The organism is Gordonia zhenghanii (genome assembly GCF_021738965.1).
GTDB classification, from domain to species: Bacteria; Actinomycetota; Actinomycetes; order Mycobacteriales; family Mycobacteriaceae; genus Gordonia; species Gordonia zhenghanii.
Map to the genome: position 1 here is coordinate 202,058 of NZ_JAKKOQ010000012.1, position 15,643 is coordinate 217,700.

The following is a 15,643-nucleotide window of genomic DNA, read 5'->3' on the forward strand; positions in this document are numbered from 1 at the left end:
GACAGGAGACCCCATGACTTCCGATTCCGACGACTCGGCGACCGCCGTGCTAGAGGAGTTGCTCGCCACCCGGTGGAGTTGCCGAGCGTTCCTGCCCGATCCGGTGCCGCGTGACGAGATCGAGCGCGTGCTCGACGTCGCGCGGCGGACGCCCTCGTGGTGCAACACTCAGCCGTGGCACCTGCACGTGACCTCGGGTGGCCGGACCGACGACCTCCGCGCGGCGTTGGCCGCAGCGATTACCGAAGGTCCGTCCGAGCAGCCCGACCTGCCATTCCCGGGCTCGTACGACGGCGTCTACCGCGACCGCAGGCGCGCCAGTGCCTGGCAGCTGTATGAGAGCTTGGGGATCGACAAGGGCGACCGCGCGGCGTCGGCGCAGCAGACGCTCCGAAACTTCGACTTCTTCGACGCGCCGCACGTCGCGGTCCTGACCACGGATCGCAGCCTCGGCACCTACGGGGCGGTGGACTGTGGGTTGTTCGTGAACAACTTCCTGCTCGCCGCCCACAGCCGCGGAATCGCGAGCATTCCGCAAGCAGCCCTCGCGACGCAGGCTCCGGTCCTGCGAGCGTTCTTCGATCTGCCAGAGGATCGGCTCGTCGTGATCGGCATCTCCTTCGGATATGCGGACCCCGACCACGTCGTCAACAACTACCGGACCGATCGCTGCACCGTCGCCGACGTCGCTACGTTCGTCGGCTGACGGTGAACTCACTCGGCGGCAGGCCGTCACCGAACGTATTGAAGGAGAAGGAATGACTCAGCGACTGGTCGCGACCGCGAGTGGGACTCGAATCAGTGTGCGAGAAGTGGGCGAGGGTCCGCCGGTGCTCTTCATTCACGGGTGGAGCCTGTCCGGCGAGGTGTGGGACCGCCAGTTGCGGATCGTCGCCGAAGCCGGGCATCGTGCGATCGCGATGGATCAGCGCGGACACGGAGACTCGGACGCGCCGCTCTCGGGATACGACATCACCGACCTGACCGAGGATGCGATCGGCGTGCTCGACGCCCTGGACATCTCGTCCGCCGTCGTCGTCGGATGGTCGCTCGGCGGCATGGTCGCACTGCGCGCCGCGCATGATCACCCCGACCGAGTCGATGCCGTCGTGATGGTGGCCTCGAACGGCGTCGCGGCCTCGCGAACGGAGTCGTTTCCCTTCGGTGTGCCAGCGGACGGTCCGCTTGAGCAGATCCTCGCCGCCGAGCATGCGAATCGAATCCTGTTGCGGCGTAAGGCTGTCGGCGATCCGTTCAAAGAGCCTCCCGCACCTGCGGTTCTGGACTGGCTCCATCGGGTCTCGCTGCAGACGCCGAGTTGGGCGGGGCGTGCCGCGATGCGGACGTTGATGTGCACCGATCAGACCCACGTGCTCGACGGACTGTCAGTTCCGGTCACGGCCCTCGTCGGCGTCGCCGACCCGGCGTTGTCGCTGCGCGGCGCTCGGTGGGTCGCGGACCGCCTAGGCAGTCGACTCGTGGAGTTCGACTGCGGGCACTATCCGATGCTCGAGTGTGCGGACGACTTCGACAGCGAGTTGCTCGCCGCAGTCACGGGGCGCGTAGCAATCACGGGGCGAACTGCCGTCACTGTTCAGACGTAGTGTCTTTACATCGTGTAAGATCGGGCGAATGACTCAGCGGTCCTTTGCCCGGCGTCGGCCACGTGAATTCGACGGTACGACGACGGCTGAGCAGGCCGTCTTCGACGCGACGGAGCGGCTTCTCGCGGACACGTCGCTGCAGGATCTGACTGTCGCGCAGATACTGCCTGTCGCTGGACTCTCCCGTGCCAATTTCTACCACTACTTCGCGAGTAAACACGACGTCCTCGTCGCACTCGTGGCACGGATCTTCGACCAGTCGTACGGTGGCGAGGCTCCGTGGTCGAGTTCCCCGGGGCGCGATCGTGCCCGTCAGATGGGGCTGTCGCTCGCGAGCACTCTGGAGATGTGGTCTCAACACGGCGCGGTGATCGGCGCCGTCATCGAGCATATGCACAGCCAACCCGCAGTCGGTGCTGCGTGGCAGAAGACGTTCGCGCGCTTCGTCGACACCGTCGCCGGGCAGATCCGGTACGAACGGGAGGCCGGTCGAGCGCCGGACGGGGCGCCGGCCGAGATGGTCGCGTCCCTACTCGTCGGAGCCGTCGAGCGGACGTTCTACGTGAGTACCAGGGGGCTGGATCCTCGGTTGCCTGCAGTGGAGGACATCGCAGACTCGCTACGGGCACTCAACGAAGCGGCCATCTACGGCGGTCGTGTCGCGACTGACGCGGCCGACGCGGACCCGGCGGCGAGCCAGATCTCGGTCGACCTGCCCGCGTCCACCACCGCCGACGACGAACTCGAGTCCGAGACGCCTCAGGCGATTCTGAAGGCGATGCGCGAGCTACTGGTGGACTGCACACTCGCGGAACTCAGCGTCGCGAAGGTCCTGGCGAAGGCCGGGACATCTCGCGCGTCGTTCTACTTCTACTTCCGAAGTAAGGAAGATGCGTTCGTGGCGCTGTTCCGGCATGCGGCGGTCGACGTCGTCGCGGGCCTGCGCGGCCTCGTGGACATCGACCGCTCCGATCCGGAGGCAATGAGCGAACTGGTTGTGCAGTGGCTCAGCTTAGAAGGCTTCACCGGTCCGATCATCCGGAATGCCGTGCACGAATGGCCGCGCCTGCCCGAGTTGCGGGACGAGTACCTGACTGCGATGACTGCCATGGAGACGACACTCGAAGCGGTCATCGAGACCGACCGTGCCCGAGGACTGGCGCCAGAGGGCCCGCCCGCGCGGCAGTTCGCGGCGACACTGCTCTGGGCGGTCGAGCGAGCGGTCGCCGGATCGCTCGCGAGGGAGGATCATCTCGAGGATCTCCAAGCGGTGATCGGGATGGTCGGCACTGTTCTGTTCGCGTCGATCTACGGGCGGCGGGCGGAGCGAGTCGGCTCCTGATCCCCGGCCGGGTGCGCGTGGCTATCGACCAGTGAACGTCGGAGCTCTGCGCTCGGCGAATGCCGCCACGCCTTCCCTGAAGTCCGCGGCGTCGACGAGTGCGCTCTGGCCTGCGACCTCGGCTTCGAACGTGGCATCGAGCCTGCCGAGAAGCGCAGTGTTCAAGCTCTGTTTAGTCGCAGCGAATGCGCCAGTCGGACCTGAGGCGAGCGTCTCCGCGAGTGTGCTCGCTCGCTCGATCAGGCCGTTGTCTGGGACGACCTCGTCGACCATTCCCCACAATTGGGCGGTCGTCGCGTCGACCTTGGTCCCGAGCATCGCCATCCGGGTGGCTCTTCCGATCCCGATCCGCGCCCCGATCAGGAGCGAGGCACCTGCGTCGAGCGTGAGCCCGACTTTGGCGAACGCGAGCGAGAACCACGCGCCTTCCGCGGCGACGACTTGATCGCAGGCCATCGCCAATGCGCAGCCGAGACCGATGGCGGATCCGTTGACAGCGGCGACCACTGGTTTGTCCATTGTCCGCAGCGTGCGGATGGTCGGGTTGTACCTCATCCGGAGTTCTTCCTCGGTCCGAGGCGCGAGTCTCGTGTCGGGTCTGAGGTCGTCCAACGAGAGGTCGGCGCCTGCCGAGAACGCGCGTCCGCGGCCGGTCAGTACGACGCACCGTACGGAGTCGTCACGAGCCGCGGCGTCGACCGCGGTGCGGAGTTCCTCCTGCAGTTGCGTATCGAAGGTGTTGAGAGCCTCGGGACGGTCCAGAGTCAGGTGTCGAGCAGCTCCTGACTGCGAGACTTCGAGCACCTCGGTATGCGAGATCGATTCGGAGAGCATTCCTCGACAATAGTCCATACAAAATGTATGTACGTGTTGTTCGACTAGCTCACGGGTGTCGACTGAGGGCTGCTGACAAAGAACGCTTGACGTCTCATGTAAACCTATCTACTGTAGGCACACGTTGGTGTTGTGGATCACATGGCGCTGATTGGTGATGTGGATCGTTGAGTATAACCGCTAGTGATTGACATCACGTCTGAACACTATGTATGCTCAGCCCGTTCACCGATACGGCGTCGGAACGCAGACCGATCGTCTCGGAGGACCTGTGCCCAATTTCGTTCGACCCAGGAGTTTCCGATGAGCGTTACCGAGATCGCAACGGCAAGAACATCGTCCGTCGGTGACGAGGTCGGCATCGCCCGCCAGGCGTTTCGGGACGGTCGCACCCGTTCGTTCGCGTGGCGTCAGGCTCAGTTGCAGGGCCTCCTCCGATTCATCGACGAATGTGAGGGCGACATCGTCACAGCGATCGAATCCGACCTCGGCCGCGGAGCGATGGCATCGTTCATGGCAGACGTCGGGCCGGTCCGCCACGAGATCCGACACACGCTCGCCAAGCTGAACACGTGGATGCAGCCGACCTCGGTGCCGATCAGCGCGGCGACCGCGCCCGGCAAGGCGTTCACGGTGCCTGAGCCTCGAGGCGTCGTCCTCGTCCTCGGAACATGGAACTTTCCGCTACTGCTTACTCTCCAGCCGCTCGTCAGCGCGCTGGCAGCAGGCAACACCGCAGTCGTCAAGCCGTCCGACCTCGCCGACGCGACCGGACGGGTCCTCGCCGAGAAGCTCCCGCGTTACATCGACGGGGATGCGGTCCGGGTGGTGCTCGGCGACGGCATGACGAACCGGGAGCTTCTGACCCACCGCTTCGACCACACCTTCTTCACCGGCTCCACGAAGGTCGGAAAGGCCGTCATGGAGGCTAGCGCGAAGTACCTCACCCCGGTGACCTTGGAACTGGGTGGAAAGAGCCCGGTGATCGTCGCGGCCGACGCCGACATCGAGGTCGCTGCTCGGCGCATTGCGTGGGCCAAGTCGATCAATGCGGGGCAGACGTGCATCGCCCCCGACTACGTCCTGGTCGAGGAGTCGGTGCGTCCGAGACTAGTGTCGCGACTTCTGGAAGAGCTGCCTGCGCAGGCAGCCGCCGACACGACCCACATCGTCAATCGGCACCATCTGGACCGGCTCGCGGGCCTACTGCAGACCAACGGCGGCGAGACTTTCGGCGGTGCCGTAGACGAGAGCGCGCTGTCGATTGCGCCGGCTCTGGTCACCGACCCGGACCTCGACTCCGAACTCATGACCGAGGAGATCTTCGGTCCGATCCTGCCGTTGATCAGCGTCCCGTCGATCGCGGACGCCGTCGAATTCATCAACGAGCGACCCAAACCGCTCGCTCTGTACCTGTTCACCGAATCTCGCGGGGTCGAAGAGACGGTCATCGGGCAGACCTCGTCCGGAGTGGTCGGCGTGAATCATCTCCTCTATCAGCTTCTTGTCCCGGAACTGCCGTTCGGCGGCGTCGGCGACTCAGGACTCGGCCGTTACCACGGCAAGCACGGCTTCGACACGTTCAGCCACCACAAGGCGGTACTGCGCAAGCCGACTCGACCGGACGTCTCCGTCGCGTATCCGCCCTACGGGTCGGCGATGCGCCGAGTACTCCGCAAATTGATGGGCTGACCGGCCCCGATCAGTAAGAAACGCCGTCGACCTGGTGGTCGCCGGTGAGAACGGCGGGTGCACCGGCGCCTGACGACCGAAGAAGTCTCCGAATGAGTTCGACGTTTCGGAACCACGAGAGAGGTGACGATGAGCGCAACGACGCTCCAGCCTGACGGCGTGCGCAGCCCGCGAAGTCGGGTGCATATGCGTGATCGAGTACAGGCTCTGATCAGGGGAGTGGGCAAGTTCCTCACCGGTTTCGTCGGCCGGGTCACGCAGAGCATCGACACTATCGGCCGATCGGCGGGGCTGGCCGGTGAGATGGTGCGCTTCACCGTCACCGATTCGTTGTCGCTGAAGCTCGCGGGCAGCGAGGTGATCGACCAGATATGGAAGTTGTTCAAGGTCACCGCACTGCCTGCACTGTTGATGGCGGTCCCGATCGGCGCCGAAGTCTCCGTGCAGGTCGGCGGCGTCATGGACCAAGTCGGAGCCAACTCGCTCGCTGGCGCAGCGAGCGGCCTCGGAGTTGTGAGCCAAGGGGCGCCGATGGCCGCCGGGCTCCTGATGAGTGGTGCTGCCGCGTCGGCGATCGCGTCCGATCTCGGTTCTCGGTCGATTCGTGAGGAGATCGAGGCCATGCGGGTGATGGGCGTCAATCCGGTGCAACGTTTGATAGTTCCCCGGTTTCTCGCGATGCTCGCCATCGCGCCGGCCCTCTGCGTGATGATCATCGCGTCCGGCGTGGGTGCGGGTCTGGCGATCTCCGCCAACGTGAACAACGTGGTGCCCGCCAGCTTCTGGCAGTCGTTCGGTGCGTTCGCGACTCCGGTCGATCTGGCCTTCTCGGTGTTCAAGGCAGTGTTGTTCGCCTTCATCGTCGTCGTGATCGCGAGCCTGCGAGGGCTCGAGGCGAAAGGCGGACCGAAGGGCGTCGCCAACGCCGTGAACGCCTCGGTGGTGCTCAGCGTCTTCTGCATCTTTATGACGAACCTCGCGGTGAGTCAGGTGCAGACGATGTTCTTCCCGGCAAGGCTGGCGTGACGACATGACACAGAACGAGATGCGCGCTCATAGCGTTGCGGCCCCCGGAGGAATCCTCGTCCGGATCGGTCGGGGTATCAGAGGCAAGATCGCCGGCGCCATCGCCGAACTCGGGCAGATCGCGGTGTTCGTGTGGAAGACGATCGTCCTGCTGCCGACCACGATCCGCCAGTACCGCAAGCAGACCCTCAAGACCATGAACGACATGGCATGGGGCAGCGGGTCGGTGATCGTCGACGGCGGCGTGGTCAGTCTGCTGTTCTTCCTCGGCATCGCAGTCGGAGCCGTGGTGGCGATCATGGCCTTTATGGCGTTCGACCTGTTGGGCTTCGGTCCGTTGACCGGGATCATCGGATCATTCGGCAATATCCGCGTGGTGGCTCCGATCATCACCGGTATCGGATTCGCCGCCCAGGCGGGGTGTCGGATGACGGCGGAGATCGGCGCCATGCGCATCTCTGAAGAGATCGACGCGACGGAGACGATGGGCCTGCGCGCCATCCCGTTCGTCGTCGGCACCCGACTCGTCGGCGGCATGCTCGTGGTCCTTCCGAGCTACGTGATGGCCTTGGTGGTCAGCTTCATCACGGGAGGACTCATCGTCAAGGTCTTCCACGAACAACCGGCGGGGACCTACGATCACTACTTCGCTCAGTTCGTGACCTGGCAAGACCTGCTGGCGTCGATTGCGAAAGCCCTCATCTTCTGTGCGATCGTCACGATGATCCACTGCTACTACGGTTACTTCGCCAGTGGCGGTCCTGCCGGGGTCGGTGCGGCGTCCGGACGTGCGATTCGAGCGTCCCTCGTGGCGATCGTCGTCCTGAACTTCCTCATGACCGTGGTCATCTGGGGTCTCAATCCACCGCTTCCGTTTAGGGGTTGACATGGCCAAATCAATGCATCAAGACTTCGTCCGAGGAAGCGTCGGAAATCAGACCAGGACCCTGGTGACTGCGGGCTCCACAGCGATCATCGTCATCGTGCTGGCCCTCATCGTGACCGCGGTCGTCTACCCGAAGGCGACCGAACCGTCCGGCACCGAGGTGCACCTGGTGTTGCCTGCCAGCGGCCCGGGCCTGAAGGAGAAGAGCAAGGTATTGCTCCGCGGCGCCGAAGTGGGTGTCGTCACGTCGATCGACTCCACCGACCCCTATTCGGTCCAGGTCGACATCGCGCTCGACGAAGCGGCCGCAGCGACCCTGACCGATACGTTCGACGTCGACTTCCGGCCGGCGAACTACTTCGGTACGACTGCCGTCAACCTGATCGCGAAGCCCGGCGGGGGATCGATCAGTGACGGTGAGACGATCGCGCGTGACTCCGCCCCTGATTTCACGATGTCGACCATGCTCGAGCACGGATCGATCGTGGTGGACGGCAGCCTGACCCGGGACGTCATCAGCAGCCTGAACAAGGTCACTAAGTACGCATCCGGTCTCTCGCCGCTGATCGAGACGATGATCGTCGTCAGCGACAACGTGTCCCGCACCCAGAAGCAGCTGCCCAGCACCCTGCTCGGCAAGTTGAACGACATCACTGCGGTGTTCCCGAACGCAAACGTCGAGGCCCTCGGTGCATTGGACGCGATCACCAACGCGCAGTTCAACCGGATGCCGGACGGGTCTCGCGGGGCCGACAAGGCCTACCACGACCTGATGAACCGGTCGCTGACCGTGGCGTCCGACGGTCTGTTCGGTGCGATCGGCACTCTGCTGGCATCGCACGCGACTGAACTCACACCGGTCGTCACGTCGATCAAATACTTGGCCGACGAGGTTCCGGGAGTCATGGGCGACGCGTCGAACATGACGAAGCTCCAGAAGGCTGTCGAAGGCCTGGAGCGGAGCTTCAAGGGGCCGAAGGGCAAGCAGACGCTCCAGCTGCGGATTCTCCTCGACTCGGTGCCGGGCCTCTCACAGACCATGACAGCGATGGGAGTCAAACCGGGCGCGACGTCGCAACCCGACAAGAACTCCCGGCCGAGTGATCGGCCGACGAAGAAGAAGGAGAACTGACTGTGGCCTCACCACGAGTACAGACTCTGATCTCGGGCTCCAAGGTGGCAGTCGTGGCAGTGGTCGCACTGCTGCTGTTCATCCTGGTGATCAACGCGATGCGCAATCCGGTGCAGGAGAGTACCCACTCGTACTCCGCGGACTTCACCGATGCCTCGGGGCTGCATGAGAACGGCGACGTCCGGTACAAGGGCAAGCGAGTCGGCAAGGTGACCAAGGTCGAACTGACCGAGGGCGATTCACCGGACAAACCGCTCGCGCACGTCGAGTTCACCCTCGACGACGATCACAAGATCACCGACAAGACGGAACTGGCGATCAAATACCAGAACCTGACCGGTGTGCGATACGTGGACGTGCGGGGCGACGACGAGTCGGGACCGCGTATCAGCCACGTGCCGGTGACCAAGACCGTCCCATCGTTCGACATCACCGAACTCTTCAACGGTCTGCAACCGGTGCTGACCACTATGCAGACAAAGGACATCAACGAGTTCAGCCAGAACGCGATCGCTCTGCTTCAGGGAGACGGAACCGGGTTGGGTCCGATGCTCGACAGCACGCAGAAGCTGACGGAGTACGCGAAGAGCCGCCAGCAACTCCTGTCGACGCTGACAGCGAATCTGGCGCGGATCTCAGATGTCATGGGCGGCCGGAACGAGCACGTCATGTCCTTCCTTCGTGCGGTCGATCTACCGATCACCGCAGCGACCACCGTCCTGGACGAGTTCGCCGTCACCGCGTCCGCCGGGCCGGCACTGTTCGAACCCATTGAACGGCTCCTCGCTGCGCTGAATGTGCAGGACGGCGTGGACATGCCACACCGCATCAAGACGATCTTCAAGAATGCGACCCAGCTCTTCGGAGTGTTCGAGCTCATGCCCAATGCGTTGGAGGGGCTCAAGAGCACTGACGGATTCCAGGAGCCGTATCCGAAGTGCTCGAACGGGACTGCAGAGATCCCGCTCGAAGCCAAGTACTTCTTCAATGAGGGACAGGTGACCCTGTGCAACCCATGACCGCTCTCCGAAGGCTGTGGCCGACGCGCAAGAAGAAGCCACACCGGGACACCAACCACAAGCTGCTCGGCGTGGGAGTGATCGTCACGGTCGTGCTCGTGCTCGCTGGAATCTTCATTCTGTACGTGCATCCGCCCGGGAAGAAGTCGATCACGTTCGAGGTGACCGACGCCGCGTCGATCCACTCCGGCGAAGACGTTCGCGTCGCGGGCATCGTCGTCGGCAAGGTCTCCGAGGTGACCATGCAGCAACAGTCTGTGCTGGTCGAGGCCAGGATCGACGAGTCGACCTTCGTCGGCGACCAGGCCACAGTCGACGTTCGCATGTTGACGCCCGTCGGCGGGTACGCCATCACCCTCACCCCGCGTGGCAGCAGTGAACTGTCGGAGACGATCCCGGTGTCGCGCGTGACAGTGCCGTACTCGATCGGCGACGTCATTCAAGCGGCACCGCACACGACAGACGACGTCGAGACGCCTACCTGGCATTCGAACATCCAGCAGGTCGCCGACTCGCTCGGCAAGAACGACACGTCACTCCGGTCGATCGTTGACGGACTCGACTCGGTGACCGGCGTGTTCGCGAAGCAACGAGACCAAGTCCACCAGGTGGCGGAACTCGCGTCGCGGTATCTGAACACCTTCGAGTCGAACAAGGACTTCGTGTTCTCACTGGTCAAGAAGCTCGACTCGGTCGTGACGACCTATCACGTCAACTCGGCCGGCTTCAACTACGCCTACAAGCTGTTCTCCACTGTTCTGTACCGGGCAGCACCGACGTTCCGAACCTACCTGGTCAACAGTCAGGCCTACGAGCCGCAGATTCGTTCGATCATGGGTCAGATCCGAACGATGGAGGCGGAACTGGTGCCCACGATCAATGGCCTCATCGGCATGCGCGACAAGCTGAAGTCATCGTTGACGCCCGGCAGTCTGCGGCAGATGAGCAACGGCCAGTTGATGCTCGAGAACCTCTGCATCCCACTCGCGGGGAAGGAATGCTGACATGACGCAAACGAACGAAGTCGCAGAGGGTGCAGGCGGCGCGGACGATCATGCTCGGGCGGTACACGATTCGAAGATCAGGAGACGGTTGTTCGCAACTCTGGCCGTCACCATGGTGGTCGCGGTCGGCGTCGCGGTCACCGGCGTGGGGTTCAGTTCCGCAACGGCCACCACGGAAGGTGCGGACGGAGGCGATGGCTTCTGCGTCGACTTCACCGACGCCATCGGACTCTACGAAGGCAACCCGGTGACGCAGATGGGCATGAAAGTGGGCACGGTGGAGGAGATTCGTGCCCAGGGACCCAAGGTCAACGTCACCTTCTCCTTGGACTCCGGGCGAGCCTATCCGGCCGACGTGAAGGCCGTCACCCGTTCTAAGTCGTTGCTCGCCGACCGAGGCCTCGAACTCGTGGGCAACTACCAGAAAGGCCCGACCCTTGAACCCGGGCATTGCATCTCGATGGACGACAGCTACACGCCGAAGTCGATCAGCGAGGTCGCCGGATCGGCGTCGGACTTCCTCAAAGGACTCTCGAACGACGGTGGCCTCGACCTGCAGCGCGCACTCGATGGGAGCGACCGCGCATTGGAAGGCACCGGCGCCATGGCGAACTCGATGTTCCGTAATGCCGCGCTGGCCGCGCGAGACCCTGACGCCTTCACCGCCGACATCGGCTCGTCGATCGCAGACATGGCTCCGCTGACCGCAGAGGCGCTCAGGCATTGGGACCAGATCACGTCGCTGTCCAGTCAGGGCGAATCAGTGTCCAAGATCGGTGCCAAGCTCTTCTACGATGTGGCCAAATTCTGCCGTGGCATCGGTTGGACCATCGCGTTGATGTACGACGTGTGGAAGAACTACGGACCAGAGCTCGAGAAGATCGTCCTCGACGTGGGTACACCGGTCGTCGAAGCGATCGCAGGCAATGCACCGACATGGAACAAGACTCTGAGTAGCCTGTCGCCGGCGATCGGAGACGCGTTGCGAGACCAGACTGCGGCGTCCGGAGCACTGTCGGTGCCGTATAAGGCGCCGTCGGTGAAGGTCTCGGCCGATCAGTGCAAGGCCTTGGGCAAGGCGTGCAAGCGCGGCTCAAACGAGACGACGTCGGTCAATCCGATCGACCTGGTGCTGAAGGCGGGTGCGAAGTGAAGACTAAGTACACGGCGGTCCTCATCGCCCTCTTCGCAGTGATCATGGTGGTGTCCGGCTGTTCGCTCAGCCCCAACCGGCTGCCGTCGGTGAAGGCGGGTGTCAGCTCGGATTACGAGGTGACCTTGAAGTTCGCCAGCGTGTTGAACCTCCCGACCGGCGCAGACGTGATGATGAACGGTCTGCAGGTCGGGCGAGTCAAGGAGCTCAACGAGTCCAAGGACGGTGTCGACGTGGTCGTCGGACTCACCGAGTCCCGTCCGGTACCGGCCGACTCAACGGCGATCATCCGCCAGAACACGCCGTTGGGCGACACCTACCTGGGATTCACACCGCCGAAGAATCCGACCAATCAAGGGAATCTGCATGACGGTTCGGTGATCCCGATGGCACGAACCACGTCGCCGCCGACTCTCGAAGACACGATCGCGGTGCTGGCCTACTTCGTGAACGGCGGCAGCATTCAGAAGGTTCAGGACACGATGGTCACCCTGAACAAGACGCTGCCGAACGTCAAGGACGTCCGACGACTCGCGGACACGGTGTCGACAGACTTGCAAGACCTGGGTGACAACCTCAACGAGATCGACGGACTGCTCAACGGCCTCAACGGCGTCGCGAAGTCGTTCCCGAAGAGCGCGACGGAGATCGAGCACGTGTTCGGTGACGAGGGCATCGACTACTTCCACACCGTCGCGCACTCATTGGTCCGGCACATCGCGACCCTGCTCCCGTCGGTCGGGTCGGTGTTCACCGGCGGTCTCTTCCTGGTTCCGCTCCTCACATCGATGGCCGAAGGGGCCGAGAACGCGGCGCCGATCTGGCCTGCCGGCGACGGCGTGATCGCCAGCACGAACGACTTCGTCAACGACACGTTGAAACCGTTCTTGAAGAATCCTCGAGTAGCTGTGAGTTCGGTCAAGGCGAAGGGCAGCGACAAGCAGCTCCTCGCGGACTCCGCTTCGATCCTGCGCATCCTGGGAGTAGTTCGATGATCACTAAGACGCGACTCTCCGTCCTGGGGATGGTGGCGATCCTGGTCCTATCGGTCCTCTACATCTTCAATGTGGGACTGCACATCAAGACCATCGGGGCGAAGTACGCGAGCATCACGGTGCAGGACACGAACGGAATTCTCGTCGGGTCACGAGTCCTGTTGCGCGGGATCGAGATCGGTCACGTCACCGAGATCTCGCAGACCGCTCAGGGGGCGAAGGTGACCTGGGACTACAAGGATTCCCGGAAGATCCCCGTCGAGAGCAACTATCGTGTGGACAACCTCTCGGCACTGGGCGAAGCGTATATAGCGGTGCTGCCGACGACGGAGTCCGGTCCGTACCTGCAGGACAACGCGAGCATCGACGGGGAGCGGGTCCGGGAGGCGTCCACCTTCAAGGATCTGTCGCAGCAGGTCACCGAGGTGCTCACTCAAGTCGACCCGAAACAGGTGAAGAACGTCTTCTACCAGCTCAACGCTGGTCTGCCCGATGATATCGAGGTGTTGGGCGACCTGAACCGGGTCGGCAAACTCCTGACCGACGAGTTCCTCCGGAACGAGGACTCGCTGCGGACCCTGCTGTCGACCATGCAGCCGCTGCTGATGCAGTCGTCCCGTCTTCCGGGCGACATCGCCAGGCTCACCCCGGAGATCCGCGACTTCGGAAGGATGTTCGCGTATCTGGAAGACGGTGTGAAGGACGCGATCGACTGGTCGGGGCCGATGTTCACCGGCATCAACGAGGGTGCGACTCCGCTGGTCGCCATGCTTCAGGAGTTCCTGGACCGGAATTCGGGCGAGCTGCAGATCATCGGCGAGAACCTGTTGCCGGTGACCTCTGCGGGAGCAGCCGCGATGCGCACCGTCGATACGGGTAAATTGCTCGACACGTTGATCGCCGCGACGAATGGTGGCGACGGCTTGACGGTCCGGTTTCCTTCAGGGGGGCGGTAACGGATTGCTGTTGTTCCCCGCATAAGGCGGACGAACGACGAGATCCAGAGACGACCTCTGACGGCGCCCAGAGCACAAGGGAGCCGACGACAGCCCGAATCCTATTGTTAGGAGATTCATCATGAGTGGTCCCACATCCACCACCACAGCCAAGCTCTCGGAAGAGCGGGTGGACATCGCCTCGCCGCAGGCCGCGAAGGAAGAGAACGTCTCGAAGGCTGAGAAGCTCGAGCCGGAGAAGAAGAGCGCGCGGTTCGACGATGCGGCCGGTGATTCGGGTCGGACGTCCAAGTCGGAAGCGACGGCGGAAGGCAAGCCGGGGCGTCGCGGGGTCGGCGGTGTTTTCGCCAATCGCACGATCACGATGAAGTCGCTCTTGTCCAGTCTCGCGGCTCTGGCGGTCGTCGTCGTGCTGGCCGCGTTGATCTGGATGGTGGTGGACAAGTCGTCGGAGCTCAACGACATGAAAGCTGCGAACGCTGACACGGCACACGCCGAGAAGGTCGCTCTGGACTACTCGACTGGCGCGGCCGAGATGAGCTATGAGGACACTCAGGGCTGGCTCAAGCGGTTGACCGCGAACACAACCCCGGAGTTGGGCACGAGACTGCGCAATGCCGCGGGCCAGATGGAGCAGTTGCTTCGTCCGCTGCAGTGGTCGTCGACGTCGTCGCCGATCTCCGCAAAGGTCACGTCGGTCGAGGGCGACACCTACAAGGTCGACGCGTTCGTCGGCATCACGACGAAGAACGTGCAGACCCCCGCCAGCGGTATCGAGACCACGGCCACGTACAAGCTGACAATTGACAAGGACCAGGACTGGAAGATCACTGCGATCACCAGCAACGGCACGAACCTCGACGCGGACGGCGCCGCACCGGCCGATGGTGCTCCGGCAGCGCCGCAGCCGGGTGCACCCGAAGCCCCGCAGCCCGCCGCACCGGAAGCGCCGGGCGTGCCCGCGGCTCCGGGCAACTGACCGCATGTCGAGTGCAGAGGAATAGATCATGGGTGTAGAAGTCAGTGTCGCGAATCTGACCAAGTCGTTCGGCTCGCAGAACATCTGGCGCGACGTCAGTCTCACGCTTCCCAAAGGTGAGGTCAGCGCGTTGCTGGGTCCGTCGGGTACTGGTAAATCGGTGTTCCTGAAGACGTTGATCGGTCTGCTGCACCCGGAGCAGGGTTCGGTGATCGTGGACGGCACGGACATCACGCAGTGTTCGGCGAAGGAGCTCTACGAGATCCGCAAGCTGTTCGGCGTGTTGTTCCAGGACGGTGCGCTGTTCGGTTCGATGAGTCTGTTCGACAACATCGCGTTCCCGCTTCGTGAGCACACGAAGAAGAAGGAAGACGAGATCCGCAAGATCGTCCTGGACAAGGTCGAGTTGGTGGGTCTGACGGGCGCTGAGGACAAGCTGCCCGGTGAGATCTCCGGTGGTATGCGTAAGCGTGCCGGTCTGGCGCGTGCGTTGGTTCTCGATCCCGAGATCATCTTGTGTGACGAGCCGGACTCGGGTCTGGATCCGGTCCGTACCGCGTACATCTCGCAGCTGTTGATCGACATCAACGCCGAGATCGATGCGACGATCATGGTCGTCACGCACAACATCAATATCGCTCGAACGATTCCGGACAACATCGGCATGCTCTTCCGTAAGGAACTGGTCATGTTCGGTCCGCGTGAGCAGTTGCTGACCTCGGAGCAGCCGGTGGTCAAGCAGTTCCTCGCGGGTGATCGTTTCGGTCCGATCGGCATGTCGGAGGAGAAGGACGAGGGCGCTGCTGCGGCGGAGGCCGCGATGCAGGCCGCGGGTATCTCCGGTGGTGGTACCAAGGACGATTTCTCGGAGATCATTCCGCAGGTCCAGCCGAATCCGGGCATGCCGGTCCGCAAGGCCGCGATCCGCCACCGCGCGAACGTCGAAGCGATGCTGCCCACGTTGCCGCCGCGGGCGCAAGAGGCGATCCGAGCGAGCATCGCTGCCGAGGACGCCAGAGCA

The 15,643-nt window shown here is 63.3% G+C and carries 15 protein-coding genes; 14 read left to right on the plus strand and 1 reads right to left on the minus strand.

What is annotated here, in order from left to right; genetic code table 11:
- Positions 1-13: 13 nt before the first annotated feature.
- Genes L5G32_RS13760 through L5G32_RS13770 form a run of 3 tightly spaced genes read left to right on the plus strand, consistent with a single transcriptional unit; the run spans position 14 to position 2,946 of the window.
- Positions 14-706 carry a nitroreductase gene (locus L5G32_RS13760; RefSeq protein ID WP_237011625.1) on the plus strand — a complete coding sequence of 231 codons (693 nt, stop codon included), beginning with the start codon at positions 14-16 and terminating at the stop codon, positions 704-706.
- Between the two features lie 52 nt (positions 707-758).
- Positions 759-1,604, plus strand: coding sequence for an alpha/beta fold hydrolase (locus tag L5G32_RS13765; RefSeq protein ID WP_237011626.1), 846 nt, complete (start codon positions 759-761; stop codon positions 1,602-1,604).
- Between the two features lie 28 nt (positions 1,605-1,632).
- Complete coding sequence (locus L5G32_RS13770; RefSeq protein ID WP_237011627.1) at positions 1,633-2,946, plus strand: TetR/AcrR family transcriptional regulator; 1,314 nt, start codon at positions 1,633-1,635, stop codon at positions 2,944-2,946.
- 21 nt (positions 2,947-2,967) lie between these two features.
- On the opposite strand, the gene L5G32_RS13775 is transcribed toward L5G32_RS13770, so the two are convergent.
- Positions 2,968-3,780, minus strand: coding sequence for an enoyl-CoA hydratase/isomerase family protein (locus L5G32_RS13775; protein WP_237011628.1), 813 nt, complete (start codon positions 3,778-3,780; stop codon positions 2,968-2,970).
- A 303-nt stretch (positions 3,781-4,083) separates the two neighbouring features.
- Between L5G32_RS13775 and L5G32_RS13780 the strand changes: the two genes are divergently transcribed.
- From L5G32_RS13780 to L5G32_RS13830, 11 genes are all read left to right on the plus strand, one after another.
- Positions 4,084-5,472: an aldehyde dehydrogenase family protein gene (locus tag L5G32_RS13780; protein ID WP_237011629.1), complete on the plus strand. Its 1,389-nt coding sequence runs from the start codon at positions 4,084-4,086 to the stop codon at positions 5,470-5,472.
- A 123-nt stretch (positions 5,473-5,595) separates the two neighbouring features.
- Positions 5,596-6,498, plus strand: a complete 903-nt coding sequence (locus L5G32_RS13785; protein ID WP_372491697.1) for an ABC transporter permease — start codon at positions 5,596-5,598, stop codon at positions 6,496-6,498.
- Between the two features lie 4 nt (positions 6,499-6,502).
- Complete coding sequence (locus L5G32_RS13790; RefSeq protein WP_237011630.1) at positions 6,503-7,384, plus strand: MlaE family ABC transporter permease; 882 nt, start codon at positions 6,503-6,505, stop codon at positions 7,382-7,384.
- Between the two features lies 1 nt (position 7,385).
- Complete coding sequence (locus L5G32_RS13795) at positions 7,386-8,516, plus strand: MlaD family protein (RefSeq protein WP_237011631.1); 1,131 nt, start codon at positions 7,386-7,388, stop codon at positions 8,514-8,516.
- A 2-nt stretch (positions 8,517-8,518) separates the two neighbouring features.
- Positions 8,519-9,535, plus strand: coding sequence for an MlaD family protein (locus L5G32_RS13800; protein ID WP_237011632.1), 1,017 nt, complete (start codon positions 8,519-8,521; stop codon positions 9,533-9,535).
- On the plus strand, positions 9,532-10,539 hold the full coding sequence (locus tag L5G32_RS13805) for an MlaD family protein (RefSeq protein ID WP_237011633.1): 1,008 nt from the start codon (positions 9,532-9,534) through the stop codon (positions 10,537-10,539). The genes L5G32_RS13800 and L5G32_RS13805 overlap by 4 nt, the downstream gene beginning before the upstream one ends.
- Position 10,540: 1 nt before the next feature.
- Positions 10,541-11,692, plus strand: a complete 1,152-nt coding sequence (locus tag L5G32_RS13810) for an MlaD family protein (protein ID WP_237011634.1) — start codon at positions 10,541-10,543, stop codon at positions 11,690-11,692.
- Positions 11,689-12,687, plus strand: coding sequence for an MlaD family protein (locus L5G32_RS13815; RefSeq protein ID WP_237011635.1), 999 nt, complete (start codon positions 11,689-11,691; stop codon positions 12,685-12,687). Before L5G32_RS13810 ends, L5G32_RS13815 begins: the two co-directional genes overlap by 4 nt.
- Complete coding sequence (locus L5G32_RS13820) at positions 12,684-13,643, plus strand: MlaD family protein (protein WP_237011636.1); 960 nt, start codon at positions 12,684-12,686, stop codon at positions 13,641-13,643. The genes L5G32_RS13815 and L5G32_RS13820 overlap by 4 nt, the downstream gene beginning before the upstream one ends.
- A gap of 121 nt (positions 13,644-13,764) precedes the next feature.
- Positions 13,765-14,622, plus strand: coding sequence for a hypothetical protein (locus L5G32_RS13825; protein ID WP_237011637.1), 858 nt, complete (start codon positions 13,765-13,767; stop codon positions 14,620-14,622).
- A 28-nt stretch (positions 14,623-14,650) separates the two neighbouring features.
- A partial coding sequence (locus L5G32_RS13830; RefSeq protein ID WP_237011638.1) for an ABC transporter ATP-binding protein occupies positions 14,651-15,643 on the plus strand: 993 nt, incomplete at its 3' end.